This is a genomic window from Mesorhizobium sp. M7A.F.Ca.US.008.03.1.1 (assembly GCF_003997495.1).
GTDB lineage: Bacteria > Pseudomonadota > Alphaproteobacteria > Rhizobiales > Rhizobiaceae > Mesorhizobium.
On sequence record NZ_RZRU01000019.1, the window covers coordinates 91280 to 116742 of the forward strand.

Annotated in this window: 30 protein-coding genes and 1 tRNA gene; 16 read left to right on the plus strand and 15 right to left on the minus strand. The window is 62.9% G+C overall.

Annotation, left to right across the window (positions count from 1 at the left end; all coding sequences use genetic code 11):
* Positions 1–68 precede the first annotated feature (68 nt).
* A complete protein-coding gene (locus EOA16_RS23825) occupies positions 69–263 on the minus strand; it encodes a DUF1192 domain-containing protein (protein WP_023810953.1) in 195 nt (64 codons plus the stop codon).
* Between the two features lie 122 nt (positions 264–385).
* Between EOA16_RS23825 and EOA16_RS23830 the strand changes: the two genes are divergently transcribed.
* The 3 genes from EOA16_RS23830 (at position 386) to EOA16_RS23840 (ending at position 2958) form a co-directional block, all read left to right on the plus strand.
* A complete protein-coding gene (locus tag EOA16_RS23830; RefSeq protein ID WP_127260427.1) occupies positions 386–1396 on the plus strand; it encodes an NAD(P)H-quinone oxidoreductase in 1011 nt (336 codons plus the stop codon).
* Positions 1397–1596: 200 nt separating this feature from the next.
* Positions 1597–1737 carry a DUF1127 domain-containing protein gene (locus EOA16_RS23835; protein WP_013529236.1) on the plus strand — a complete coding sequence of 47 codons (141 nt, stop codon included), beginning with the start codon at positions 1597–1599 and terminating at the stop codon, positions 1735–1737.
* A 525-nt stretch (positions 1738–2262) separates the two neighbouring features.
* Complete coding sequence (locus EOA16_RS23840; protein ID WP_127260428.1) at positions 2263–2958, plus strand: DUF1013 domain-containing protein; 696 nt, start codon at positions 2263–2265, stop codon at positions 2956–2958.
* A 64-nt stretch (positions 2959–3022) separates the two neighbouring features.
* On the opposite strand, the gene EOA16_RS23845 is transcribed toward EOA16_RS23840, so the two are convergent.
* The 4 genes from EOA16_RS23845 to EOA16_RS23860 all read right to left on the minus strand — a co-directional run bounded on the left by EOA16_RS23845 (position 3023) and on the right by EOA16_RS23860 (position 5192).
* Complete coding sequence (locus EOA16_RS23845; RefSeq protein WP_013529238.1) at positions 3023–3742, minus strand: YafY family protein; 720 nt, start codon at positions 3740–3742, stop codon at positions 3023–3025.
* A 127-nt stretch (positions 3743–3869) separates the two neighbouring features.
* Positions 3870–4277: a hypothetical protein gene (locus tag EOA16_RS23850; protein ID WP_127260429.1), complete on the minus strand. Its 408-nt coding sequence runs from the start codon at positions 4275–4277 to the stop codon at positions 3870–3872.
* A 75-nt stretch (positions 4278–4352) separates the two neighbouring features.
* Entirely contained in the window at positions 4353–4943 is a 591-nt protein-coding gene (locus tag EOA16_RS23855) for a DJ-1/PfpI family protein (protein ID WP_127260430.1), read from the minus strand.
* Between the two features lie 81 nt (positions 4944–5024).
* Entirely contained in the window at positions 5025–5192 is a 168-nt protein-coding gene (locus EOA16_RS23860) for a hypothetical protein (RefSeq protein ID WP_081738732.1), read from the minus strand.
* A 312-nt stretch (positions 5193–5504) separates the two neighbouring features.
* Between EOA16_RS23860 and EOA16_RS23865 the strand changes: the two genes are divergently transcribed.
* Both EOA16_RS23865 and EOA16_RS23870 read left to right on the plus strand, forming a co-directional pair.
* The gene (locus EOA16_RS23865; protein ID WP_127260431.1) at positions 5505–6452 is read left to right on the plus strand and encodes a ring-cleaving dioxygenase; all 948 of its coding nucleotides are present in this window, start codon (positions 5505–5507) and stop codon (positions 6450–6452) included.
* Positions 6453–6568: 116 nt separating this feature from the next.
* Positions 6569–6730, plus strand: a complete 162-nt coding sequence (locus EOA16_RS23870; RefSeq protein WP_023810961.1) for a hypothetical protein — start codon at positions 6569–6571, stop codon at positions 6728–6730.
* A gap of 31 nt (positions 6731–6761) precedes the next feature.
* Here the strand turns inward: EOA16_RS23870 and EOA16_RS23875 are convergent, their stop codons facing one another.
* From EOA16_RS23875 to tkt, 7 genes are all read right to left on the minus strand, one after another.
* Positions 6762–7475, minus strand: coding sequence for an SGNH/GDSL hydrolase family protein (locus tag EOA16_RS23875; protein ID WP_127260432.1), 714 nt, complete (start codon positions 7473–7475; stop codon positions 6762–6764).
* Positions 7476–7537: 62 nt separating this feature from the next.
* Entirely contained in the window at positions 7538–8278 is a 741-nt protein-coding gene (locus tag EOA16_RS23880; protein ID WP_127260433.1) for a thioredoxin family protein, read from the minus strand.
* 166 nt (positions 8279–8444) lie between these two features.
* Positions 8445–9470, minus strand: a complete 1026-nt coding sequence (locus EOA16_RS23885) for a class I fructose-bisphosphate aldolase (protein WP_127260434.1) — start codon at positions 9468–9470, stop codon at positions 8445–8447.
* Between the two features lie 134 nt (positions 9471–9604).
* Positions 9605–10801, minus strand: a complete 1197-nt coding sequence (locus tag EOA16_RS23890) for a phosphoglycerate kinase (RefSeq protein WP_127260435.1) — start codon at positions 10799–10801, stop codon at positions 9605–9607.
* Positions 10802–10945: 144 nt separating this feature from the next.
* Positions 10946–12835 carry a potassium/proton antiporter gene (locus EOA16_RS23895; protein WP_127260436.1) on the minus strand — a complete coding sequence of 630 codons (1890 nt, stop codon included), beginning with the start codon at positions 12833–12835 and terminating at the stop codon, positions 10946–10948.
* A gap of 218 nt (positions 12836–13053) precedes the next feature.
* Positions 13054–14064: a type I glyceraldehyde-3-phosphate dehydrogenase gene (gene gap, locus EOA16_RS23900; RefSeq protein WP_127260437.1), complete on the minus strand. Its 1011-nt coding sequence runs from the start codon at positions 14062–14064 to the stop codon at positions 13054–13056.
* Positions 14065–14276: 212 nt separating this feature from the next.
* Positions 14277–16268, minus strand: coding sequence for a transketolase (tkt, locus tag EOA16_RS23905; protein WP_127260438.1), 1992 nt, complete (start codon positions 16266–16268; stop codon positions 14277–14279).
* Positions 16269–16531: 263 nt separating this feature from the next.
* Between tkt and EOA16_RS23910 the strand changes: the two genes are divergently transcribed.
* The 4 genes from EOA16_RS23910 (at position 16532) to EOA16_RS23925 (ending at position 19084) form a co-directional block, all read left to right on the plus strand.
* Positions 16532–16804: a DUF4164 domain-containing protein gene (locus EOA16_RS23910; protein ID WP_013529251.1), complete on the plus strand. Its 273-nt coding sequence runs from the start codon at positions 16532–16534 to the stop codon at positions 16802–16804.
* An 11-nt stretch (positions 16805–16815) separates the two neighbouring features.
* Positions 16816–17181 carry a cell division protein ZapA gene (locus EOA16_RS23915; protein ID WP_027037104.1) on the plus strand — a complete coding sequence of 122 codons (366 nt, stop codon included), beginning with the start codon at positions 16816–16818 and terminating at the stop codon, positions 17179–17181.
* A gap of 222 nt (positions 17182–17403) precedes the next feature.
* Positions 17404–18063: a peroxiredoxin gene (locus EOA16_RS23920; RefSeq protein WP_127260439.1), complete on the plus strand. Its 660-nt coding sequence runs from the start codon at positions 17404–17406 to the stop codon at positions 18061–18063.
* A gap of 148 nt (positions 18064–18211) precedes the next feature.
* The gene (locus tag EOA16_RS23925) at positions 18212–19084 is read left to right on the plus strand and encodes an MBL fold metallo-hydrolase (protein WP_127260440.1); all 873 of its coding nucleotides are present in this window, start codon (positions 18212–18214) and stop codon (positions 19082–19084) included.
* A gap of 297 nt (positions 19085–19381) precedes the next feature.
* Here the strand turns inward: EOA16_RS23925 and rpoH are convergent, their stop codons facing one another.
* Positions 19382–20293: an RNA polymerase sigma factor RpoH gene (gene rpoH / locus EOA16_RS23930; RefSeq protein WP_127260441.1), complete on the minus strand. Its 912-nt coding sequence runs from the start codon at positions 20291–20293 to the stop codon at positions 19382–19384.
* Between the two features lie 205 nt (positions 20294–20498).
* A complete protein-coding gene (locus tag EOA16_RS23935; protein WP_127260442.1) occupies positions 20499–21539 on the minus strand; it encodes an RluA family pseudouridine synthase in 1041 nt (346 codons plus the stop codon).
* Between the two features lie 28 nt (positions 21540–21567).
* Between EOA16_RS23935 and EOA16_RS23940 the strand changes: the two genes are divergently transcribed.
* From EOA16_RS23940 to EOA16_RS23965, 6 genes are all read left to right on the plus strand, one after another.
* Positions 21568–21951: a fimbrial protein gene (locus tag EOA16_RS23940; protein ID WP_127260443.1), complete on the plus strand. Its 384-nt coding sequence runs from the start codon at positions 21568–21570 to the stop codon at positions 21949–21951.
* A gap of 31 nt (positions 21952–21982) precedes the next feature.
* The gene (locus EOA16_RS23945; protein ID WP_127260444.1) at positions 21983–22390 is read left to right on the plus strand and encodes a VOC family protein; all 408 of its coding nucleotides are present in this window, start codon (positions 21983–21985) and stop codon (positions 22388–22390) included.
* Positions 22391–22480: 90 nt separating this feature from the next.
* Positions 22481–22555: transfer RNA gene (locus EOA16_RS23950), tRNA-Glu, on the plus strand.
* Positions 22556–22807: 252 nt separating this feature from the next.
* The gene (locus EOA16_RS23955; RefSeq protein WP_127260445.1) at positions 22808–22984 is read left to right on the plus strand and encodes a Flp family type IVb pilin; all 177 of its coding nucleotides are present in this window, start codon (positions 22808–22810) and stop codon (positions 22982–22984) included.
* A 273-nt stretch (positions 22985–23257) separates the two neighbouring features.
* Positions 23258–23839: a VOC family protein gene (locus EOA16_RS23960; protein ID WP_127260446.1), complete on the plus strand. Its 582-nt coding sequence runs from the start codon at positions 23258–23260 to the stop codon at positions 23837–23839.
* Between the two features lie 22 nt (positions 23840–23861).
* A complete protein-coding gene (locus EOA16_RS23965; RefSeq protein ID WP_127260447.1) occupies positions 23862–24719 on the plus strand; it encodes a glutathione S-transferase family protein in 858 nt (285 codons plus the stop codon).
* A gap of 29 nt (positions 24720–24748) precedes the next feature.
* Here the strand turns inward: EOA16_RS23965 and EOA16_RS23970 are convergent, their stop codons facing one another.
* Entirely contained in the window at positions 24749–25036 is a 288-nt protein-coding gene (locus tag EOA16_RS23970) for a hypothetical protein (RefSeq protein ID WP_127260448.1), read from the minus strand.
* Between the two features lie 50 nt (positions 25037–25086).
* Here EOA16_RS23970 and EOA16_RS23975 point away from each other — a divergent pair, with 50 nt between their 5' ends.
* Positions 25087–25455, plus strand: a complete 369-nt coding sequence (locus tag EOA16_RS23975) for a hypothetical protein (RefSeq protein WP_127260449.1) — start codon at positions 25087–25089, stop codon at positions 25453–25455.
* The last annotated feature ends 8 nt before the right edge of the window (positions 25456–25463 follow it).

Here is a 25463-nt window from a genome sequence, read left to right on the forward strand (position 1 = left end):
GGCGGGGACGCTGGGTCTGAAGACAGTCGCATTCGGGCTTTTCGGCGGCGGGCTCTAGGGCCGAGCGTCTATCCGCGGCGGAACAGTGCTTCGGCCGCCGATTTAGTGGTGTCCTTGGCCTTGAGCTCTGCCTCCAGCCTGGCAATCTCGTCGCGCAGGATGCCGATCCGTTCGGTCAAGTCACTGACGGAAAGCAATGACAGGTCCTGCCCGATCTCGTGCGGGCGCGCCTTCTTCTTGGGTTCGTCGTCGAAGATCGCCATGTCGCTCCTCCTCCGCCAAGACCAGATTGGCCATTTGCCTGATTTGGCAATCAGCATACATAGGGCAGGGGCGTCGATGCAAACAGCCGATCGGGCAACGGCAAGGAAAGACGGGAAATCTCATGGCGAGCGGACAGAAAATTCCGGCAAGAATGACGGCCATCGCGATCTCGGAGCCGGGTGGGCCCCGGGTTTTGAAACCCGAAACGCGCGACGTGCCGCAGCCCGGTCCCGGCGAGATCCTGATCAAGGTGCATGCCGCCGGCGTCAACCGGCCCGACGTCCAGCAGCGCATGGGCGCTTATCCGCCGCCGTCCGGCGCGTCGGACCTGCCGGGCCTGGAAGCCTCGGGTGAAGTGGCCGCCCTTGGCGACGACATATCACGCTGGCGCATCGGCGACCGCGTCTGCGCGCTGACGCCCGGCGGCGGCTATGCCGAATATGTCAAGGTCCATGCCGGTAGCGTGCTGCCGTTGCCGGCGGGCTTCACCCATACCGAAGCCGCGGCGGTGCCGGAAAACTACTTCACCGTCTGGCACAATGTGTTCGAGCGTGGCGGCCTCAAGAAAGGCGAGACGCTGCTCGTCCATGGCGGCTCGTCCGGCATCGGCACGACGGCGATCCAGCTTGCCTCCGCATTCGGCGCCTATGTCATCACCACCGCCGGCAGCAAGGAGAAATGCGACGCCTGCCTGAAACTCGGCGCAGACCGCGCGATCAATTATCGCGAGGCGGATTTCGTCGCCGCGGTCAAGGAGGCAACGGGCGGCAAGGGCGCCAATGTCATCCTCGACATGGTCGGCGGCGACTATGTGGGGCGCAACTACGAAGCCGCGGCGGTCGAGGGGCGAATCGTCCAGATCGCCGTGCAGGCCGGTGCTGTCGCAAGCGCGGACTTTTCGAAGATCATGGTCAAGCGGCTTACCCACACCGGGTCGACGCTGAGGCCGCGCACCGTCGAGTTCAAGGCGGCGATCGCGGCGGCTCTGGAAGCCCAGGTGTGGCCGTTGCTCGGCACGCGCAAGGTTGCTCCTGTGATGGACATGATCTTCCCGCTCGGCGAGGCCTGGCGGGCGCATGAGCGGATGGAAGACGGCGAACATATCGGCAAGATCGTGCTCGACGTCGGCTAGGACGTATCGATATTCAGGTGAGCCCGCCTGACCAGTCTCGATACGCCCCGGGCGTCCGCCTCACTGCCTACAAGATGAACAGAAGCTTAATGCTGCAATGCAGCATTTGCATCATTGCTATGCAAAATCAGCCATTCAAGTCCTCCTCGATGACGCCTATTTGAGCAGCATCGAAACGAACATCGTTCTGGAGGACTACCATGAACCCGATCCGCGCTTTCCGTAACTGGCGTATGTACACCGAGACCGTCCGCGAACTGAACCGTCTCAACGCACGTCAGCTCAGCGATCTCGGCATCAACCGCGCCGACATCGAGAAGATCGCCCGCAGGGCTATCTGAATTCGAGCATGGTCCGGCCCAAAAATGCCGGACCATGCCATAGAAGCCAGAGCCGCATCAGACGGATTTCCGTCGCGGTTCCAAGCCCGCTGGACCCCGTCCGGCGGGTTTTGTCTTTTGGGGCGGCAACCCCGTGCGGCTCGACAACAATCTGAGGTTGACCGACATCTCGCTCCCAACGCCACGCTCGGTGTGTCCGATTCCGGCAGTTCGGCGGAGGCAGTGCCGCCGACCAAGGGTGCCAAGGTCGATCTCGGCATCAAGTTCTGATCGCCACTAGCCACCTCAACAAAGTTCGACGCGCTCTTGGCGATCTGATGGTCGCCGGGTGTGCGCAACCTTTTCGGCGATCACCATGTCAGTTTGAATCCGCTACGCTCAACGGCGCGAGCGCTATCCGATCGCCGCTTCCAAAAACGTTGCGAAACGACCCGAGAGCGGTTATACAGACCGCGAATTTCCCATTTTGGTGGCTCTAAACCACCGCCCGCGCGGGAACGCGGGCGAACGAGAAGGATTTGTAAAATGGCCAATACGCTGCTGATGCCCAAGGCGACCGCCGTCTGGCTGGTCGACAATACCGCACTTTCCTTCGAGCAGATCGCGCAGTTCTGCGGGCTGCATCCGCTCGAGGTCAAGGCAATCGCCGACGGCGAAGCGGCGCAAGGCATCAAGGGCATGGACCCGATCATGACCGGACAGCTCACCCGCGACGAGATCGCGCGCGCCGAGAAGGACCCGAACCAGCGCCTGAAGCTTTCGGACCCCAAGGTGCGGGTGCCCGAATCCAAGCGCAAGGGTCCGCGCTACACGCCGCTGTCGAAGCGCCAGGACCGGCCGAATGCCATTCTCTGGCTGGTGCGCAACCATCCCGAGCTCAAGGACGCGCAGATCTCGCGCCTCGTCGGCACCACCAAGTCGACGATCGAACAGATCCGCGAGCGTAAGCACTGGAACTCAGCCAATCTGCAGCCGATGGACCCGGTGACGCTGGGCCTTGCCTCGCAGATCGACCTCGACATGGAAGTCAACCGCGCCTCGCGCGGCCGCGAACAGGCGCAGCCGGTCGGCGACACGCTGCTGCCTGCGGCCCTGACCGAGCGGCTGGTGCCGGCTCCCGAAAAGCCGAAGGACGAGGACGCCGAACTCGACGCCAACGCTGTGTTCGCCAAGCTCTCGGCCCTGAAGTCGAAGAACACCGACAATGACGATGACGATTGAGGTTGTCTGACATTCCGCGAAAAAAGCCCGCTTCGAGCGGGCTTTTTTGTGGCTGCGTCAGGTCTCAGCTGCGCGCCGCGCGATCCGGCGCCATGCCATAGTCCTCGCTGCGCTCCACCGCGCGGTAGAAGTCGGCCAGCTGCTTGCCGCGCTCCGGCTTGAAGATGCGGCCGGCGATGACCACAGAGGCGATGCGATCGATGCGGAAGGCGCGGAAATCGTCGCGCATCTCGCACCAGGCGACCAGCGTCCACACCTTGCCCCAGAACCACAGGCCAAGCGGACGGATATCGCGGGCGGTGCCGCGGCCGGCCTCGTCGGAATAGTCGATGGTCAGCACCTGGCGCTTTTCGACCGCGCGCTCGATCAGGTCGATCGCCTCGCGGGCGGCGTCGCTGACCACCCACATCGGCGTGTGGATCTCGGTGCGCGCGATGCGGTCCTTTTCGGCATCGGGCAGGACGGCGCCGATCTTGACCAGCGCCTCGTCGGCAGCACGCGCCATGGCAGCACCGCCAAAGGCGCGCACCATACGGGCGCCGGCAACCAGCGCGACGATCTCGTCACGCGTGAACATCAGCGGCGGAAGATCGAAACCCTCCCTCATCATGTAGCCAACGCCGGCCTCGCCGTCGATCGGCACCCCGGTCGACTGCAAATCGGCAATGTCGCGATAGATGGTTCGCTCGGAAACCTCGAGCCACGTGCCGAGCTTCTGGGCGGTGACCAGTCGGCCACCGCGCAGATGCTGCACGATCTGAAAGAGCCTGTCGGCGCGGCGCATCGTATGGTCCCTCGGCGTTGTCTCTATGCATGTCGCCCAAAACTGGCGTCCACCTTTGGGCAACATGCATCGTGTTTTCGCGCATGCCGTTATCCCAAGACCGCAGAATACCTTTGGGCGGCATGCCTCATGGTTTCAGCCCTTCGCGCTTGCGCTGCGCGGCGACGAACTCCGCGCCGAAGGACAGTTTCTTCGTCGTCGGCGTTTTCGCATCGAGCACGCGCCAGAACGGTGCCACGTCACTCAGCGTCATGCCGCGCTGGAGGTCCTCGTTGGCGGCTTCGGCAACAGTGCGCAGATGATAGCCTATGGTGACCGGGCATGTCACTTCGGCGCCATGCTCGACGGCAAGTGCTGTACGCAGCGCACGCACATCCATCTCGACGCCTTCGGGAATCGAGCGGATGAAATCATCGACCTGGCGCGCTGTCGGCACCAGCATAGACTGGCCTTCGACGACATCGGCCATCGTGCGCGGCGTCGGCTTCACGCCATTGATGCCTGGTGTGCTCAGTCTGTCGTTCCAGCTCTCCATCGATCGTCCTTTCGACTGCCGATGCACGGGTGTCTGAAGTTCGCACCATTGCATGCCCCTCCTGACAGCATACTGTCAGGAGGCTTCAGCATACTCCTTGGCGAACAGCGTTCGCATCTGCGCGAGATCGCTGCCTCTTTCGGGGTAGAGCGTCTTCAGAAAGGCGAGCGCGAAGGTGCCCGGCGCCGAGCTTGGCGCGGAAACAATTTTGCCGTCGGCCAAGGCATGCGGCACATCCTGATAAAGGCTGTCGCCGGCATAGCCGGCCTCATGACCATTGATCCAGTCGCGACCATTGCTGGTATGCTTGGCCTTCTCGAACAGGCCGGCGCGGGCTAGCGCCAGCGTGCCGGCGCAGATACCGCCGACCACGCCGCCGCGCGATGCAATGGCGGCAAGAAGGTTGCCGACATCAGGCGGTGCCTTGCCGGTCCACTGGTCGGAGCCAATGACGGCAATGGCATCGAGGTCGGCATTCTCGCCGGCGCCTGTCGACCGATCGGGCGTCAGCCGAAAGCCGCTGATCCCGGTCACTGGGTTGCCATCAGGCGTCAGCGACACGGCACGGGCGCCGAACCATTCGACCGCCGAGGCCGCTAGCAGCCCATACTCCCAGTCGGCAAAACCTTCGATGAAAAGGAAACCGATCGTCTTCTGTTCGGGCATAAGCTCGCTCCCATCCTCACGCACCGGACCTGTTATCTGGGCGTTGACGCGCCCACATCCAACCGGGTCGAAAAATTGGCTTCAATTGCCGCGAGGGCCACGGTCCGCATACATGTCCGGCCAGCCGATATCCTTGCGAATGTCCGCCGGCAGCGAGTTCATGAACCGCTGGGTGCGGATCTCATTGCGTATCGTGCGGATCTTGCCGACATAGTGCTGCATGCCGCGCAGAATGGTGTAACCGTTCATGGCTAGGTCTCCTCTCTCTGTGTAGGGGCACTATCGCATACCCCTCCTGACAGCAGTCTGTCAGGAGGATGTCAGGGCGTCAGACAATAGTTGCGGCCGGTGCGCGCGCCGCAGGCAAGGCATCGCTTTCGCCGCATCGAACGGTGCCTCAAGGCAGGTTTGCGACTTCCGATTGTTCATGGCGACGACGTTGTTTTCGGCGCCGCTGTTCAGCTTCCGGCGACGGACTGTCGGAATACGCGGCCTTCAGCGAGGTGACCGCAGGTCTGATATGAAGGGAGAAAATTCTTCCCCAACAGCAGGGAGACGACGATGAGCTTGCAACTGACAGGTATCCACCATCTGACCGCCATCACCGCCAATGCGCCGGGCAATCTTCATTTCTACACCAAGGTGCTGGGTCTGCGGCTGGTCAAGAAGACCGTAAACCAGGACGACACCTCGGCCTACCACCTCTTTTATGCCGACGGCGAAGCGACACCGGGCACCGACCTTACCTTCTTCGACTGGCCGGTCGGCCGCGAGCGGCGCGGCACCCACAGCATCGTGCGGACCAGCCTCAGGGTCGGCAGCCGGGAGAGCCTTGCCTGGTGGAAGCAACACTTGACCGACGAAGGCCTGGCAACAGGAGAGATCGCCGATATCGGCGGTTATGCGTCGTTGGACTTCGAAGATCCCGAGGGCCAGCGTCTGCGCCTGGTCAGCGATGGCGGCAAGGTCGGCAGCCATCCCTGGGCGCAAAGCCCGGTACCGGTCGAGCACCAGATTCGCGGGCTCGGGCCGATCGTCATCAGCGTTCCCGACATCACCAACACCGAGGCGGTGGTGACCAAGGTGATGAACATGCGCAAGGCACGCGACTATGTCTCGCCGGAGGGGCAGGTTCACGTCTTCGAAATGGGAGAGGGCGGGCCGGCGGCGGAGTTGCATGTCCTGGTGCAACCGGGACTGGCGCCGGCGAGGCAAGGCGCGGGTGCGGTTCACCATGTCGCCTTCAGGGCGCCGGACCAGGAGACGCTGCATCAATGGACGGCGCGGCTGGCGGAGTTCCGGTTGCCGTCGAGCGGCGAGGTCGAGCGCTATTATTTCCGCTCGCTCTACTTCCGCGAGCCGAACGGCATCCTGTTCGAGATCGCAACCGACGGGCCGGGGTTCACCGCCGACGAGCCGATGGAAACGCTGGGGGAAAGCCTGGCCCTGCCGCCATTCCTCGAGCCGAAGCGGGCCTCGATCGAGGCTGGCCTCAAGCCGCTGAAGTAGATCGTTTCCCAGTCGCAGGCGGGCGCCGCGTTCCGACCTAGGATCGCGGCGTCGTTCTTTCTCAGGCAATGAGCGACGTGCTTTGACAGCCGGGCGCGTTGCTGGTCAAAGGCGGCATGACGAAATTCCTCGCCCTTGTCATCGTCGGTTTCATGGTCATTCAACTGATCAAGCCGCTTGGCTGGCCAGGCCTCAAGCGACGCGGTGATTTCTGGAAGCTGGCACTGCTCGCCATGGCCGCGATTTCACTGGCGGCCGTGCTCGGGCATTTGACGTAGAATCTGGCAGAACGGCACCTGCCCTTGGTGCTCAATTGCCCAGCACCGGGCCAACCAGATGCTCGGCCCAGGCCCGGTAGCCTGCTTCCGATGCGTGAAAGCCGTCCGAGGCAAAGCCGGCTTCCGGATTGGTGATCGGCAGGCGCGGCGCCGGCACCGCGCCGCGCTCCAGGCAAAGGCGTTCGCCCATCCGGTTCATGTCGGTGGCGCGGATCTCAAGGATTTTTCCGAGCAGCGGCGGCATGGCGGGCGCCCGCGTGAATTCCAGCACCGGCGACCACACCACGCGCGCTTCCGGCCATTTGGCGCGCAGGCCGTAGAGCAGGCCACCAAACTCCTTCTTGAAGCGCGGCACGGAGTGAAAATTCTTGGTGTCGTTGGTGCCGATGGCCAGCACGATATGCGTCCACGGATCGGCCGACAGATTGGGCAGGACATGGTCGCGTATCTGGCCCGACGTTGCCGAATTGAAGCCGGCCGCCCGCCAGCGCACGGCGCGGCCGGTATTTTGTGAAATCAGCACAGCGAGCTGCGCGGCGAGCCCATCTTCCGAATTGCCGATGCCGACCGAAGCGGCGGAAGAATCGCCCAGCACCAGAAGCGAGATATCAGGCGTCTTGCCTGATATCTCGTGCATGACCGGTCCTTGCGCCGGCAGCATGCGCGTGGTGCGGCGTCGCACGCCGAGGCCTTGCCAGATATAGACCGGGAAGGCGAGCCAGGTGAGCAGGGCCGGGAAGCGCATGGGAACACCGTTAAACGATCAGCTGCAGCCTTAGCCCATGTTTTGGCCGACGGGAACGATCTTCAATCGCAGCAACTCGCCTGCCTCGCTTGCTTGTCCTGATATTCATCGTGCAGCCGCACCCAATCCATCAGTCCGTGATAGGGGCCGTTCTCGTTGCGGCCCTTCGGGGTCATGTCGAGATAGTCGTAGGCGCCGATCTGCGCCTCGCCGCCGCGGGCGCGCGACATGAAGGTGAGGAAGATGTCGCTGTTCTCGTCCCGGTAGAAAACGCTGGTGCCGGGAAGCTCCTTCGATGTCCGTGGACGGGTCTCGAAATTGTAGGTGGTGTCACCGGCGGCGATCTGCTTGCCGGTGAAGGAGACCTGCATGTCGAAGTTGAAATCCGAGGCATAGGACGACACCCAGTCGAACTTCCAGCCCATGCGCTGCTTGTAAGGCAGAAGTTCCGCCAGTGGAGCGCGCGAAACGACGACCAGCGACACGTCGTGATGCCGCAGATGTTGATTGGCGCCGTCGATATGGTCGGCAAGGAACGAGCAGCCCTCGCAATGATGGGTGCAGCCCGGCCCGAACATGAAGTGATAGACGATCAGCTGGCTGTTACCGGCAAACAGGTCGGCCAGTCTCTTCGGCCCTTGCCCGGTCTCGAAGACATAGTCCTTCCGGATCTTCAGCCAGGGCAGTTCACGTCGCTCAGCCGCGATCCGCTCGCGAAGCCGCGTCAGTTCCTTCTCGCGGGCCAGATGCGTCTTGTGCGCCTGGAACCAGTCTTCGCGCGAAACGACCTTGTTGCGATGCATGAACCTCTCCCTGAAGTGTCATTCCAAGGACGTTCGGGATGAGCACAACCCGACATCGCCCGAGAGGAAATAAGGACGGAGAGGCTCCGCCCCAAGCCCGGCAAGTCACAAACAAAAAAAACCCGGGCGCATCGGCCCGGGTTCGAAGGAGGAAGAAAGAACGTGATCAGGCGGCCTGTTCCAGGCTCGCCTTCCATTTTCCGAGCGCTGCCAGATGGTTCATGTGGGCGCGATGGGTGAAGGCGGCCTGGCCGGCGGCGACGTTCGAGGCCTTGCCGCTCCAGGCTTTCTGCGGCGCCGCCTGCAGCGCGCGGCCGTAGGAGAAGGTCAGCTTCCACGGGTGCGGGCCGATGGCGTTGATGGCGTTGAGGTTGGCGGTCGCCTCTTCGTCCTCCTGGCCGCCGGACAGGAAGGCGATACCCGGCACCGCTGCCGGCACTGTCTCGCGGAACAGCTTTATAGTCTTTTCCGCGACTTCTTCAGGGCGGCTCACCTTGCCCGATTTCCTGCCGGCCAGCACCATGTTCGGTTTCAGGATGGTGCCTTCCAGCACGACGCGCGCCGCGTAGAGTTCGCTATAGAGCTTGAGCAAAATCACCTTGCTGATCTCGTAGCATGTGTCGATGTCGTGGGCGCCATCCATCAGGACTTCCGGTTCGACGATCGGCACGATGCCGGCTTCCTGGCAAAGGGCGGCATAGCGAGCGAGCGCATGGGCGTTGGAGCCGATCGAGGTCGCAGAAGGCACGCCTTTGGCGATATCGATGTCGATCACCGCGCGCCATTTGGCGAAGCGGGCGCCGAGCTTGTAATAGTCGGCAAGGCGCTCGCGCAGGCCATCGAGCCCCTCGGTGATAGTGTCGCCGGGAAAACCGGCCAGCGGCTTGGCGCCGGCGTCGACTTTGATACCGGGGATGGCGCCGGCCGCCTTGATGATGTCGACCAGCGGCGTGCCGTCGGCGGCCTTCTGGCGGATCGTCTCGTCATAGAGGATGACGCCGGAGATGTAGCGGGTCATCGCCTCCCTGGTGCGGAACATCATCTCGCGGTAGTCGCGGCGGCTGTCGGCGGTCGATTCGACGCCGATGACGTCGAAGCGCTTCTTGATGGTGCCGGAACTTTCGTCGGCGGCCAGCAGGCCCTTGCCATCGGCGACGATCGCAGCGGCAATGTCTTCGAGACGTTCGCTCATTGTTGCTTCTCCTGAAACGGTTGTTCCGCGCTTAACGGAAGTCTACCGCCAAAGGAATGGCATCGGAAAGCTCGAATCGATTTGAAAGCCTCGGGCGCCTTGTTCGCTCTCCGAGTGTTGATCGCCTCGGAGCCTCAGCGCTTCAACACATCGACGCCGGGCAGCGGCTTGCCTTCCATCCATTCCAGGAAAGCGCCGCCGGCGGTCGAGACATAGGTGAAGTCGTCGGCGACGCCGGCATGGTTGAGCGCCGCCACCGTATCGCCGCCGCCGGCAACCGAGACCAGCTTGCCTTCCTTGGTGCGCGCCGCCGCATGCTTGGCCGCCGCCACCGTCGCATGGTCGAAGGGCGCGATCTCGAAGGCGCCGAGCGGGCCGTTCCAGACCAGTGTCGCGGCACGGTCGATCCATTCGCCGATGGTCGTCACGGTTTTGGCACCGACATCGAGGATCATGCCGTCGGCCGGCACATCGGAGATGGCGACGGTCTCGCAGGTTGCGCCCGCCTTGAACTCCGTGGCGACGACGCCGTCGACCGGCAGGATGATGGCGCAGCCGGCCTCGGCCGCTTCGATCATGATCTGCTTGGCGGTCGCGGCGAGATCATGCTCGCACAGCGATTTGCCGACATTGGTGCCACGCGCGGCAAGAAAGGTGTTGGCCATCCCGCCACCGATGACGAGGGCATCGACCTTCTTCACCAGGTTCATCAACAGGTCGATCTTGGTCGAGACCTTGGCGCCACCGACGATGGCCACGACCGGACGGACCGGTTTTCCCAGGCCCTTCTCGAGTGCCTCAAGCTCAGCCTGCATGGTGCGGCCAGCAAAGGCTGGCAACAGATGCGCCAGGCCTTCCGTCGAAGAATGCGCGCGGTGCGCGGCCGAGAAGGCGTCGTTGACGAAGATATCGCCATTGGCGGCGAGTTTTTCCGTGAAGGCCGGATCATTCTTCTCCTCGGCCTTGTAAAAGCGGGTGTTTTCGAGCAGCAGCACGTCGCCCTTGTCCATGGCGGCGACAGCGCTTCCGGCCGTGTCGCCGACGCAATCCGAGGCGAAACCGACGGGGCGGCCGAGCACGTCGGCTGTCGCCCTGGCGATGGGTTCCAGCGAGAATTCGGGCGAGGGGCCATCCTTGGGCCGTCCGAAATGGGCGAGCAGGATGACCTTGGCACCCTTACCGGACAGTTCGGCGATGGTCGGCGCGATGCGTTCGATGCGGGTAGTGTCGGTGACTTTGCCCTCAGTGACAGGCACGTTGAGGTCGACGCGCACCAGCACACGCTTGCCGCTGATGTTGCCGATATCGTCGAGTGTCTTGAAGGCGGCCATGCGGGTTCCTTTCGCGAAAAACCGGGGGACCATACCCCGCATCGGTGACGATGCAAGGCTTAGGGCGTGCTCGAACCGAAATTTCGAAGGGGGCACGGTCTTGCGCCGGCGGGCGGATGGATGGCAGCGCTCAATGCAGGTCTGTTAGCTCTCGGTTGCTGCCTTTTCCGCGGCTGGCTCCGGGGCCGGTTTCCCGTCCGCCCGCGCCTCGGCCTCCTGCGTCTCGGTCGGCTTGCGCCAGTTGCGGATGAAGGCGGAGACGCGGTCGCCGATTTCGCCGGCGCTGAGGAAGACCGGCACCCGCGCCACCGGCGCGGTCGGCTCGAACGACAAGCCGAGGCCTATAATCTTGCCCTTGTCGTCGACGTCGCGGACGATCAGTTCTATCGGGCCGAGCAGGACGCGGTCGGCATATTCGGCGTGGCCGCCGAGCCGCGCCGTGACCAGCGCTCCAACGGTGAGCTTTTGCTCAGCTTCGGTCAGGCCCGGCGTATAGGCCGCTTCCAGTTCGGCGGCGGAGCGCGCGGGATCGACGGCGAAGGCGCCGAAGAAATCGGCATCCTCGGGATCGACCACGGCACGGCTGGCGAACAGCTTGTCGAGCAGGCGCGGATAGCGGTCCGGGACGAAAATGTAGACCTGGTCGCCGGCGGCGAGCCGGCCCATGTCCTGGAAGCGCATCGAGCGGCCGTCGCGCAGCACCAGCGAGGGCCGCGCCCAGCGTGGGATGCGCTCGCCGCGCGCCACCGGGCTGCCGGGTGCGACGCGATAGGCAAGAAGCTCGTGATGGGCGGAGCCCGGCAATTCAAGCTCGACCTTGTCCAGCGGTCCGAGCCGCGCCGGCACGATCAAACCGAGGCGGCGCGCCAGCGGTCCGACCGTCCAGCCCTGGATGACCAGCGATACCAGAACGATGATGAAGGCGGTGTTGAAGATGACACGGCCATTTTCCAGGCCGCCGAGCAGCGGGGTGATGGCGAGCAGGATCGACACCGCGCCGCGCAGGCCGACCCAGGAGACGAAGGCGACTTCGGGGCGCGGCATGCGGAACGGGATCAGGCAGAGCCAGACGGCGACCGGCCGCGCCACGAACATCAGGAACAGGCCGAGCAGCACCGCCGGCACCATGATCGCCGGGAACTGCGACGGCGTCGCGAACAGGCCGAGAATGAGGAACATGATGATCTGGGCCAGCCACGACATGCCGTCCTGGAAGCGCTTGAGGATGGTGACGGCGCGGATGTCGGAATTGCCTGATATGAGGCCGGCGATATAGACCGCCAGGAAGCCCGAGCCGCCAATGGCGCCGGCGGCGGCAAACACCATCAGCGACAAGGTCAGCACGAAGATCGGCAGCAGGCCATGGTCGAGATTGAGCCGATCGACGAGGCGCACGATGCCAAGGCCGCCGAGCACGCCGACAACCGCGCCGAGGCCCATGTTGAGGAGGAAGCCGAGGAACAGGCTGGTGACCAGGACGTTGGTCTCGGGATTGGCATGCGCGGCGATGATCTCGACCAGCGTGATGGTCAGGAAGATGGCGATCGGGTCATTGGTGCCGGATTCCACCTCGAGCGTCGAGCGCACGCGTTCGCGCAGATTGATCTCGCCGGCGCGCAGCAGGAAGAACACGGCGGCCGCATCGGTGGAGGCGACGGCAGCGCCGAGCAGGAAGGATTCCAGCCAGGTGAGGTCGAGCAGATAGTGGGCGGCGGCGCCGAACAGGCCGGTGGTCAGAATTACGCCGAAGGTCGCCAGCGACAACGCCGGGCCGGCTGCCTGCCGCAAGGCGTTGAGCGGCGTGCCGAAACCGGAATCGAACAGGATGACGGCCAACGCCAGTGAGCCGGCAAAATAGGCGATGCGGGCGTTGTCGAACTGGATGCCGAGACCGTCGGTGCCGGTGGCGAGGCCAATGCAGAGAAACAGGAGCAGAAGAGGGGCGCCGAAGCGGAAGGCGATCAGGCTCGAAAACGCGGCGGCGACGACAAGCGCTGTGCCGACCAGCGTGACGAGATAGATCGCATGCTCCATCCTGAAATCAGCCCCTCAAATTCGTCTGTCTCCTGCTTTGCGAGAGAGTGGGGCGAAGACGTGACCAGTGCAAGGCGGCAGGGTGGCTTTTTGGCCTATGCCGCTGATTTTTGGATGTTTTGGCGCCCGGGACACACTTTGGGAAGGCGCAAGCTGCGCTCATGAAAAACGCCCGGGCAAAGCCGGGCGTTCCAAGTCTCGAAAAGAGAGCTTTGTGATCAGGCGATGGTCTTGCCGAAGGCGACCGATGTGTCGCCCATGCGGTTGGAGAAACCCCATTCATTGTCGTACCAGGACAGCACCGATACGAAGTTGCCGTCCATCACCTTGGTCTGGTCGAGCGCCATGATCGAGGAGCGCGGATCGTGGTTGAAGTCGATCGACACGTTCGGGTGATGGGTGACGCCGAGAATGCCCTTGAGCTTGCCGTTGGAGGCGGCGATCACCGCTTCGTTGATCTCCTGCACCGTGGTCGACCGCTTGGCGATGAATTTGAAATCGACGACCGAGACGTTCGGGGTCGGCACGCGGATCGAGATGCCGTCGAGCTTGCCCTTGAGGTCGGGCAGCACCAGCCCGATCGCCTTGGCGGCACCGGTCGAGGTCGGGATCTGCGACAGCGCGGCGGCGCGGGCGCGGTAGAGATCCTTGTGCATAGTGTCCAGCGTCGGCTGGTCGCCGGTGTAGGAGTGGATCGTCGTCATCATGCCTTTTTCGATGCCGACCGTTTCGTGCAGCACGGCTGCCAGCGGCGCCAGGCAGTTGGTGGTGCACGAGGCATTCGAGATGACGATATGATCCTTGGTCAACTGGTCGTGGTTGATGCCGTAGACCACGGTGAGGTCGGCGCCTTCGGCAGGGGCCGAAACGATGACGCGCTTGGCGCCGGCGGTCAGGTGTGCCGCTGCCTTGTCGCGAGCGGTGAAGATGCCGGTGCATTCGAGCGCGATGTCGATGCCGAGTTCCTTCCACGGCAACTGCGTCGGATCCTTGATCGCGGTGACCTTGAACGTCTCCTTGCCGACGGTGATCTGGTCGCCGGATACCGAGACTTCATGCGGGAAGCGGCCGTGCACGCTGTCATAGCGCAAGAGGTGCGCATTGGTCTCGACTGGGCCGAGGTCGTTGACGGCGACGACGTCGATGTCCCTGCGGCCGGATTCATGGATAGCGCGCAGGATGTTGCGGCCGATGCGGCCAAATCCGTTGATGGCAACTCTGACGGTCATAATTCTCTCCCTGGGAGTTGGAGGGCGGACGAGGGGTCCGCAGTTTCATAGCGGCGGAAGCAAAAAGAATCCAGCCGCAGTGGCATGGATTTAAATCGATTAAGTTAGGCCAGACCGGCGAAGCCGCATGCGCGGTTCCGCCGGACTGATTTTGGTTTGTGCATGCCGTTGTCCCAAAACCGCGACGCAATTTTGGGCGGCATGCACAGGCCCTACTTGGTATGCAGGCGGGCTTCCGCCGCCGTGGCCGCGGCCTCGGCGGTAATGCCGAAATGCGGATAGAGTTGCTCGATCGTGCCCGAGGCGCCGAAGCCGGTCATGCCGACGAAGATGCCGTCGGAACCGATCAGATGATCCCAGCCCTGGCGGATGCCGGCTTCGATCGCCATTTTGATCGGCGCATTGCCGATCGTCTTTTTGCGGTAGTCGTCGCTCTGCTGGTCGAACAGTTCGAAGCAGGGAACCGAGACGACGCGGGTCGGATGGCCGTGCTTTTCCAACAGCTCGCGCGCGCCAAGCGCGATCTCGACCTCGGAGCCGGTGGCGAAAATCGTTACCGCCGCCTCGCCGCTGGCGGCGGCCAGCTCATAGGCGCCCTGGCTGCTGAGGTTCTTGGCCGAGAACTCGGTGCGCACCGTCGGCAGGTTCTGGCGGGTCAGCGCCAAGGTCGACGGCGTCTTTTCCGACTCGAGGGCGATCTGCCAGCATTCCGCGGTTTCGACCGCGTCGGCCGGGCGGAAGACATTGTGGTTGGGGATCGCGCGCAATGCGGCCAGATGCTCGACCGGCTGGTGGGTCGGGCCGTCTTCGCCCAGACCGATGGAATCATGGGTCATGACGAAAATCGAGCGGATGCCCATCAGCGATGCAAGCCGCATCGACGGACGGGCGTAGTCGGAAAAGCACATGAAGGTGCCGCCATAGGCGATGAGGCCGCCATGCAGCGTCAGGCCGTTAAGCGCGGCGGCCATGCCGTGCTCGCGGATGCCGTAGTGGACATAGCGCTGGCCGTAGTCGTCTGGCGTGATGTTCTTGGTCTGGCTGGTCTTGGTGTTGTTGGAGCCGGTCAGGTCGGCGGAACCGCCGATGGTCTCTGGCACCGCGCCGTTGATGACCTCCAGCGCCATCTCGGACGATTTGCGGGTGGCGACCTTCGGCTTGTCGGCGACAAGCTTCTTCTTGTAGTCGGCAATGACGGCGTCGAAATTGGACGGCAGCTTGCCACTGAGGCGGCGTTCGAACTCGGCTTTCAACTTGGCGTCGGCCTTGGCCAGGCGGCCTTCCCAGTCGGTACGCGGCTTGGCGCCGGCCTTGCCGGCGGTGCGCCAGGCGTCCAGGATGTCGGCCGGAATCTCGAAGGGCGGCGAATCCCAGTTGAAGAACTTGCGCGCGCCGGCGATCTCGTCGGCCCCGAGCGGCGAACCGTGCGCCTTGTTGGTGCCGGCCTTGGTCGGCGCGCCGAAGCCGATGGTCGTCTTGCAGGCGATCATGGTCGGCTTGTCGGAATGGCGGGCAGCTTCGATGGCATAGGCGATGGCTTCCGGATCGGTGCCGTCGATATGGCTGGCGTTCCAGCCGGAGGCCTGGAAGCGGGCGACCTGATCGGTGTTGTCGGACAGCGAGACCGGGCCGTCGATCGAGATGTTGTTGTTGTCCCAGAAGACGATCAGCTTGTTGAGCTTGAGGTGGCCGGCAAGCGCGATGGCTTCCTGGGAAACACCTTCCATCAGGCAGCCGTCGCCGGCCAGTACGTAGGTGTAATGGTCGACGAGGTCGTTGCCGAAGGCGGCGTTCATGATGCGCTCGCCGAGCGCGAAGCCGACCGAATTGGCGAGACCCTGGCCGAGCGGACCGGTCGTCGTCTCTATGCCTGTGGCATGGCCGTATTCGGGATGGCCGGCGGTCTTCGAGCCCAACTGACGGAAGTGCTTGATCTGGTCGAGGGTCATGTCCTCGTAGCCGGTCAGATGCAGCAGCGAATAGAGCAGCATCGAGCCATGGCCGGCCGACAGGATGAAACGGTCTCGGTCGGCCCAGTGCGGGGCCTTGGGATCATATTTCAGGAAGCGCGTGAACAGCACCGTGGCAATGTCGGCGCAGCCCATGGGCAGGCCGGGATGGCCGGAATTTGCCTTCTCGACGGCGTCCATGGAGAGAAAGCGGATCGCATTGGCCATCCGGTCATGTTGTTCACGCGACGTCATGGTTCCTCCAGAAATGGGGGTTTGGGGGCTTGGGAGAGCCCTTGAAAAGGGTGCGCGACACATAGCAGGCGCGGGCTTTTAGTCAACAAATCGGGTGCACATTTGCCGGTCTTGTGATGCCGGCGGCGGACCTACATTAGCGTTAGCGGGGGACAGTCGCGAGAGCTTTGTTGACGTTGCCTTCACCCGGTGCCTAATGTTTCAGGGATAACGCGTTCTGAACGTGAATGATTCGGTGATGGGCAGGGCACAGGACGAAGGCCATGACCGGGGAAGCCACACTCAAGGAAGTCATCGCGAGGCTGGGCAAAGCCATCGAGGGGCTGGAAAACGCCGTCGCGGCCAAGCTCGAGCATGAACGCGACTACTCCGAAGCCGAGGCCGAGGTGCAGCGGATGAACGCCGATCGCTCGCGGCTGGCGCAGGAACTCGACAATTCCGAAGCGCGTGCCGAACGGCTGGAAGATGCCAACAAGGAAGTCTCGCGACGTTTGGTGACCGCCATGGAAACCATCCGCGCCGTGTTGGACAGATAGGAGCTGGCCCGATGGCACAGGTCACGGTTTCAATCGACGGCAAGCAGTACCGCATGGCCTGCGACGAGGGCCAGGAAGAGCATCTGATCGACCTTGCCGAGCGCTTCGACCGCTATGTTTCGCACCTGAAGGACTCGTTCGGCGAGATCGGCGATCAGCGGCTGACCGTGATGGCCGGCATCATGGTGATGGATGAGCTCTCGGAATTGCAGAAACGCGTCAAGGGCATGGAAAGCGAAGTGCTGACCTTGCGCAAGACCCGCGACGAGGCTCTGACCAAGGCCGACAAGAGCGATAGCGTGCTCACCAACGCGCTCGGCGCGCTGGCACAGCGCATGGAAGACCTGACTGTGACAATGGCAGTCAACAAGACCTGAGGCAGAATCTCTCCTGTCCAGCCCAACAGCCTCTCATCCGCGCGCCGCGCATTCGGCAGCATAAAAATGCTCGCCTGCCGCCGACAAGAGTTTCATACTATCTTGCAGTCACGATTTTTGCGCTAAGATGCAACGATGCCGGGGCAGGAGCTTGATGGCGGCATCGGTTGCCGCTTGCCGTTCCTCGCTGCCGACGGGTTCCGTTTACAGGGGAGATGTACCATGAGCCTTCGTATCAACGACATTGCGCCGGATTTTACCGCCGAGACCACGCAAGGGACGATCAAATTCCACGACTGGATCGGTGACGGATGGGCGATCCTGTTCAGCCACCCGAAGAATTTCACGCCGGTTTGCACGACCGAACTTGGCACGATGGCCGGGCTCGAAGGCGAGTTCAAGAAGCGCAACGTCAAGATCATCGGCATTTCGGTCGATCCGGTCGAAAGCCACGGCAAGTGGCAGGACGACATCAAGACGGCGACCGGTCACTCGGTGAACTACCCGCTGATCGGCGACAAGGACCTCAAGGTCGCCAAGCTCTACGACATGCTGCCGGGCGGTGCCGGCGAAACGTCGGAAGGCCGCACGCCGGCCGACAATGCCACAGTGCGCTCGGTCTACGTCATCGGACCGGACAAGAAGATCAAGCTGGTGCTGACCTACCCGATGACCACGGGCCGCAACTTCGATGAGATCCTGCGTGCGGTTGATTCCATGCAGCTGACCGCCAAACATCAGGTGGCGACGCCGGCAAACTGGAAGCAGGGCGAGGACGTCATCATCACCGCCGCCGTCTCCAACGAGGACGCGATCAAGCGCTTCGGCGCCTACGAGACCATTTTGCCCTATCTGCGGAAGACCAAGCAGCCATCCGCCTGATCCCAGGCGCTTCGGAACGATTTTTGGCGTTCTCGCCCTTGCGGGCCAAGTGATGCTTGACGGAGGCGTCCGAGTGGAGAAACATGCTCCTTTCGGATGCCGTCAGAGAAAATCATTCCTGCCGGCTAAGGTGGTGGGGAAGCCGGAATTGGACGTAACTTTGGCCAGGCCGCAGGTCAGCGGCTTCTACGACAAGCCGACCGGGGCCATCCAGTATGTCGTCGCCGACCAGACGACGAAACGCTGCGCCATCATCGATCCGATCCTCGATTTCGATGAGAAATCCGGTGCTACGGCAACGACGAATGCCGATGTCCTGCTCGACTTCGTCAGCGAGCAGGGGCTGAGCGTCGAATGGATCCTCGACACCCATCCGCACGCCGATCATTTCTCGGCGGCGCATTATTTGAGAGAGAAGACCGGAGCGCCGACAGCGATCGGCGACAGGGTCGTCGACGTCCAGAATTTGTGGAAGGCGATCTACAACTGGCCGGATTTTCCCGCCGACGGTTCGCAGTGGGATAGGCTGTTTGGTGAAGGCGAAACCTTCAAGGTCGGCACGCTTCCGGTCAAGGTGCTGTTCTCGCCCGGGCACACACTGGCCTCGATCACCTATGTGATCGGCGATGCCGCCTTCATCCACGACACGCTGTTCATGCCCGACAGCGGCACAGCGAGGACGGACTTTCCCGGCGGCAGTGCCGCGCGGCTCTGGCGCTCGATCCAGGACATACTGGCGTTGCCGGACGAGACGCGGGTGTTCGTCGGCCATGACTATCAGGCCGGCGGCCGTGAACCTTTGTGGGAAAGCACGGTCGCCATACAGAAGGCGACCAACGCCCATCTTGCCGCCGCCCGCAGCGAGGCCGAGTTCGTCGCCCTGCGCGAGGCGCGCGACAGAACGCTGCCGATGCCGAGGCTGATCCTGCATGCGCTGCAGGTCAACATGAATGGCGGGAGGCTGCCCGAACCCGAAGCGAATGGCCGGCGGTACCTGAAATTTCCACTGGACGGGCTGTGAGGTAAGGTGCGCGGCGTTGCGCTCAAGTCTCTTTCTCCCCGCCACTATACGGGGAGAAGGTGGCGGCAGCCGGATGAGGGGCGGCGGCGACGTTTTGTCATGATCACGCCGCTAATTGCTGCGCCGGCAAACTCGCAATCTCGGCGCTGCCCCTCATTGTCCTGCCGGACATTTCTCCCCGTAGAGTGACGGGGAGAAAGAGGCTGTCTCTTCGGTTTCGCCAGTTTCCGGCGTCACAAAAAAAAGGCGGCGCCAGTTTCCTGACGCCGCCTTGTATCTTATCGCCGAACCCTGCCTTTAAGCCGCGGGTTGCGCCTCAATCGTACGCAGCGCCTGGGTCTGGCGCTTGGCGGCGGCCTTGACCGCATCCTGCACCTTCTCGAAGGCGCGCACCTCGATCTGGCGCACGCGCTCGCGGCTGATGTCGAACTCGGACGACAGCTCTTCCAGCGTCAGCGGCTCCTCGGCGAGGCGACGGGCCTCGAAGATGCGCCGCTCGCGCTCGTTGAGCACGGCAAGAGCGCCCGACAGCATGCCGCGCCGGTTTTCCAGCTCGTCCTGCTCGATCAGCATGTCTTCCTGGCTTTCGTGGTCGTCGACCAGCCAGTCCTGCCACTCGCCGGACTCACCTTCGCTCGCCCGGATCGGGGCATTGAGCGAGGCATCGCCCGACAGGCGCCGGTTCATCGACACCACTTCGGCTTCGGAAACGTTCAGCCTGGTGGCGATCTCGGTGATCTGGTCGGGCTTCAAGTCGCCGTCGTCGAGCGCCTGGATCTTGCCCTTCACCTTGCGCAGGTTGAAGAACAGGCGCTTCTGATTGGCGGTCGTGCCCATCTTGACCAGGCTCCACGAGCGCAGGATGTACTCCTGGATCGAGGCCTTGATCCACCACATGGCATAGGTCGCGAGGCGGAAGCCACGCTCGGGTTCGAATTTCTTGACGGCCTGCATCAGGCCGACATTGCCTTCCGAGATCACTTCGCCGATCGGCAGGCCATAGCCACGATAGCCCATGGCGATCTTGGCGACGAGCCTGAGGTGGCTGGTGACGAGCTTGTGCGCAGCGGAGGTGTCTTCGTGCTCGGCGTAACGCTTGGCGAGCATGTACTCTTCCTGCGGCTGCAGCATGGGAAAGCGGCGGATTTCTTCCAGATAGCGGCTGAGGCCGCCTTCGCCGGAAACGATACTGGGTAATGACTGGGCCATGATAGCGCCCCCTCTCTATTGGATGGAGTGATGCCCCCGAAACGCGGCGGGCATGTGACGCGGGCACCAAAAGGCTCGCCCGCGACATCAGATCTTATACAGGAACAAAACCAGAAAAGACAGGCATTTGTTCAACACGAAACAGTGTGTCACGGTGAAGTGAACAATGTCAGTCAGGTTTTTTGATGGCTTGTTGGTGACGGGTTCAGAGTTTGCGGAAGCCGCCGACGAGTTCCTCCATGTCCCTCGGTAACGGCGCCTCGAACCTCATCGTTAGATGGGTAGTGGGGTGGCGAAATGCAAGAAGCCAGGCATGCAAAGCTTGCCGGGGAAATGCCTTGACCTGACTTTTCAACGGTTCGGGCAGCCGGTTGGCCTTGGTGCGGAAGGCCTGGCCATAATCGGGGTCGCCGATCACCGGATGGCTGATATGCGCCATGTGGACACGGATCTGGTGGGTGCGGCCGGTCTCCAGCCGGCATTCGATAAGGCTGGCCGTGGCGAACTCCTGTTGGCTCTCGCCGAAGCCCTCCTGCACGGCGAAGTGGGTGACCGCATGGCGGGCGTCGTCGCGTCCTTCCGGCACCACGGCGCGGCGCACGCGGTCGGCGGCGCGGCCGAGCGGCGCGTCGACCCTTCCGGTCGGCCTCTGCGGTATGCCCCAGACCAGCGCCAGATAGGCACGTTCGAGATCGCCGGTCAGGCCGTGATCGGCGAAAGCCTCGGACAGCGACTTGTGGGCGCGGTCGGTCTTGGCGACCACCATGACGCCGCTGGTCTCCTTGTCGAGGCGGTGGACGATGCCTGGCCGCCGCACGCCGCCAATGCCCGAAAGGCTGTCACCGCAGTGATGGATCAGGGCATTGACCAGCGTGCCGGTCCAGTTGCCGGCGCCGGGGTGAACGACAAGCCCGGCCGGCTTGTTGATGACGATCAACTCGTCGTCCTCATAGAGCACTTCGAGCGCGATGTTCTCGCCCTGCGGTTCCGCCGGCTCCGGTTCCGGCATGGTAACCGACACGCTTTCGCCTGGCGCCATCTTGCGCTTGGTCTCATTGACAGGCTTGCCGTCGACCGAGACCGCGCCCTGCCTGATCAGCATCTGCACGCGGCTGCGTGACATGTCCGGAGCAAGCCTTGCCGCCAGCCACTGGTCGAGGCGCTGACCGGCCGCATCCGCATCTGCCACCAGCACGGTCGGTACCGCCTCTATCAATTCAGGGGCCTCTTCGCTATGAGCGCTCATTGAAAAACCGTTCCGGAACTGTTTTGCCATGGCCAGCCCGATCGCCGAAGAAGACCAGGATAAGCCGCTCGACCCCGAGGTCGAAAAGGTGCGCAGGAAACTCGTCCGCTTCGTCGGGATCAATCTCGGCCTGCTGTTCCTCGCCCTTATGGTGGTGATCGGCGCCCTTGTCTACAAAGCGCGCAATGCACCGCCGGCGAACCCGCCGCTGGCCGGGGATATCCAGACACCCGCCGGCGAACCGGTCAGCGGCGACATCGTGCTGCCGGTCGGGACCAAGGTGGTCAGCCAGTCGCTGTCCGGCAATCGTGTCTCGATCGATGCCGAGCTTGCCGACGGCAGCCGCACGATCTTCGTCTACGACATCACTGAGCGACGCCTGATCGGCCGCTTTGCGATCCGCAACAAATGAGCGGCCGGCAACCTATGAACAAGCGTCAGGCATGACCGGGTTCGCCGACCATCGCCGTGTCGCGACCGTGGCCCTTGTCGTCGCCAACTATGACGAGGCGATTGCCTGGTATGTCGAGCGGCTGGGTTTCCTGCTTGTCGAAAATGTCGATCTCGGCGGCGGCAAGCGCTGGATCACAGTGGCGCCGGCCAACGGGCAGGGCGCCAGGCTGCTTCTGGCCGAGGCTTCCGACGAGGCACAGAGCAAAAGCATCGGCAACCAGACCGGCGGGCGTGTCTTCCTGTTCCTGGAAACCGACGACTTCGCCCGCGACCATGCGGCGATGCTGGAAAAGGGCGTCGAATTCCGCGAGGCGCCACGCTTCGAGCCCTATGGCACGGTGGCGGTTTTCGCCGATCTGCACGGCAATCTCTGGGATCTGATCGAACCGAAACGATAGGCTGACGGCCGGCTTTTCCTTGGCAAGGGAAAGCGGCCTAACCCCAGTTGCTTTTTCCCAGCGCTCAGCCTATATCGCCGGTTCTTGAACGCGCCCATCGTCTAGCGGTCAGGACACCGCCCTCTCACGGCGGGAACAGGGGTTCGATTCCCCTTGGGCGTACCAGAGTTTTTCGACAAATTTGCAGGATGCCGTCGATTTCGTTTCTGAAGTCGTGGACCCTCGATACTGCGGCGTTCGGGAAATCCGCTCTGAACCACGATGGCACCAGCCTTGAAAATCCCAGTGGCACCAACCACGCCAGCCTTCATTTCATTCGTCTGGCAAATGTTAACGGACCTGAAACCGAGAAGCTTAACGTCCCCGCAACTCACGGCGATATATTAGTTATCGCTTTAGTAGCTGCGGGAGGTTGAAATGCGGAAAATAGCCTATCGTTTCGCTTGGGACGAGTCTGGCGCGACCGCGATCGAGTATGGCTTGATCGCGGCTCTTATCGCGCTGGCGATCATCACCGGCGCCGGGGCGCTTGGCAATTCGCTCAACGGGATGTTTACGAACGTCGGCACTACGATCAACAGCAGCGGCTCGTAAGTCGGTACATCAATTCGGTCGGCCATCGACCGGATTCGTCGGCCTCAGCCTCCAAGAGCGTAGCGTGTACGTCCTTCCGATGCGGGCATCGGAAGTGCGGACGGCGCACTCTCAATCAGTCGGCTTTATCCGTTGCGTCGCTGCGTTCGTCGCTTCTGGCGCCGCAGGGCTGTTTGCATTAGCATCACGTCACGGACCTGAGGTGCGGCTCCAGCGGCGCGCAGAACGCCGCGCTGTCCGGACGGCCAGTTGAGCCGTGGGGGAGGAAGGCCAATGCAGAAGCTGCAATCGCAGGGCGTCCATCACATCACGCTGGTCGGCGCCGGGCGCCAGACCTCTATCGATTTCTGGGAAGGCCTGCTCGGCATGCCGTTCATCTTCGAACAGCCCAATCTCGACAAGCCGAGGGAAAGCCACCTCTATTTCGATCCCGGCGACGGCCGGCTGATCACCATCTTCACCGACGAGAGCCGCACACCGGAGAGACGGCGCACGCCGACCGATCCGGGTTGTGTTCACCACATCGCCTTTTCGGTGTCGCGCGTCACCTTCCTGCAGGCGGTCGCCCGGCTCGACGAGCGCGGTATCAAGCACAGCGGCGCCAAGGATCGCGGTTTCATGGATTCGATCTATTTCGAGGATCCGCTCGGCCTGCTGATCGAGTTGGCGTCCTACCGCTTCGAGCCGCCGGCGGGCTTCACCCATGCCGATGTGCTGATGGAAGCGCACAAGATCCGGGTCGCGCGCGGCGACTACAACATCGCGGAAGTGCATCTCGCCGATGCGATCCAGGCGCTCGTCGAGCGTTCCCGCGCCACCTTGTCGGACGACCGGGCAGCGAAGAACCCATACTGAACAGACCAGAGGGAGGAATAATATGGCCAAGACAGCGACGAAGACTGCCGGGAAATCCGCGGCCAAAGCTGCCGCCAAGCCGGCGGCGAAAGCTGCGGCAAAGCCAAAAGCCAAGACGGCCGCCAAGCCTGCCGTGAAGGCGACGGCAAAAGCCGCGCCCAGGGCCAAGGCCAAGCCGGCCAAGAAGCCGGCGCTGAAGCTCAGCATGCTGAAGCCCAGCGTCAACAACATGACCGTGCGGGTGTTTGCGCGCGCGGCCGGTTTCGACCATGCCGAGACCGATGCCTGGGGCCACACCCGCTCGCCGGAATTCATGGCGCGAAATCCCGCCCATTTGACACCGATGATCGAGGACAAGGGCCTCCCCAGAGGCGTGTTGTGGGAAAGCTGCGCCATCATGCAGTATCTCGCCAACAAGCACGGACTGGAGAAATTCTATCCGAAGGCGCCGGCCAAGCGGGCGATGGTCGACAGTGCCATGTTCTACCTGATCGGTACGCTCTACCCCTATGTCGCGCGCGCCACCTATCCGGCGCTCGGCTTCCCGCACTATGCCGGCGAGGTCGGCCACAGCGACGCCCACCCCGACAAGAAGTCCGAAGCCCAGATGGCGGCGATGGCGGCGATCGCCGAGCCGCTGGAGGTCTTCCATAGCTTCTTCAGGGACGGCAAGCCGTTCATCGGCGGGAAGAACCCGTCGATCGCCGATATCCGCCTGGCGGCGACGCTCGAATTCCTGGCCGTCATCGACTATGCCTTGCCCGAATGGGCGAAGGACTATGTGGCGGCGATCGAGAAGAAGCTCGGCAAGGCCTATAGCGAGCCGGCCGGCGATGTGCGCGGCTACATCGCCCATGTGAAATCGCAGGCCAAGGCCTGAGGTTAGGGATTCGTTAACCAAAGCCCTGTCTACTGCAGGCAATTCGCTTTCGGCCCGCGACCACGGATGTACTGGCGCAGAACGTCGTAGCGATAGGAAAGGTCGGCGCAATGCCGGCCTTTTTGCTTTTCGAACGCCGTCTCTTTGTTCGACGCAGTTTCCATGCGCTTTTCCCGGGAAAACTTTCCTGGCATTACTCTATCGCCGGGCATGATCGAGCAGCGATCAGGCCACGCAAGCCTCGGCCGCTGTCGCTTTTTTGGCGTCAACTTTTGCGGAGAGATATTGTCATCGCCGGCGTTGGCCCTACCATCCATTTCGGCAGTCCGGCATGGATTGTCGGTAGGCGCGAGATGAGGGCCGGGCGATGAAAAGCGTTGCGAGGCGGGTTGCGGTTGCGGGCGTGATGCTGGCGAGCGCCGTTCATCCTTCAAATGCGGCTGAACTGAACACCATGGACGATGTCGGGACCGCCATTCAGGCATGCTGGACACCGCCGGCGGATGCCGGAACCGCCAGCGTCACCTTGAGCTTCAGCTTCAAGCGGGACGGCACGCTGATCGGCCCGCCGAGGCCGACAGCCATCAAGGTGGATGGCGATGCCAAGGCGAAAAAGTCATTTGTCGATGCCGCAACAACGGCCTTACAGAATTGCCTGCCCCTGACCTTCTCAGCGAAGCTGGCGCAAGGGATCGCCGGCAACGTGTTCACGTTGCAATTCGCTTCTCCCAAGTAAGCCTCATC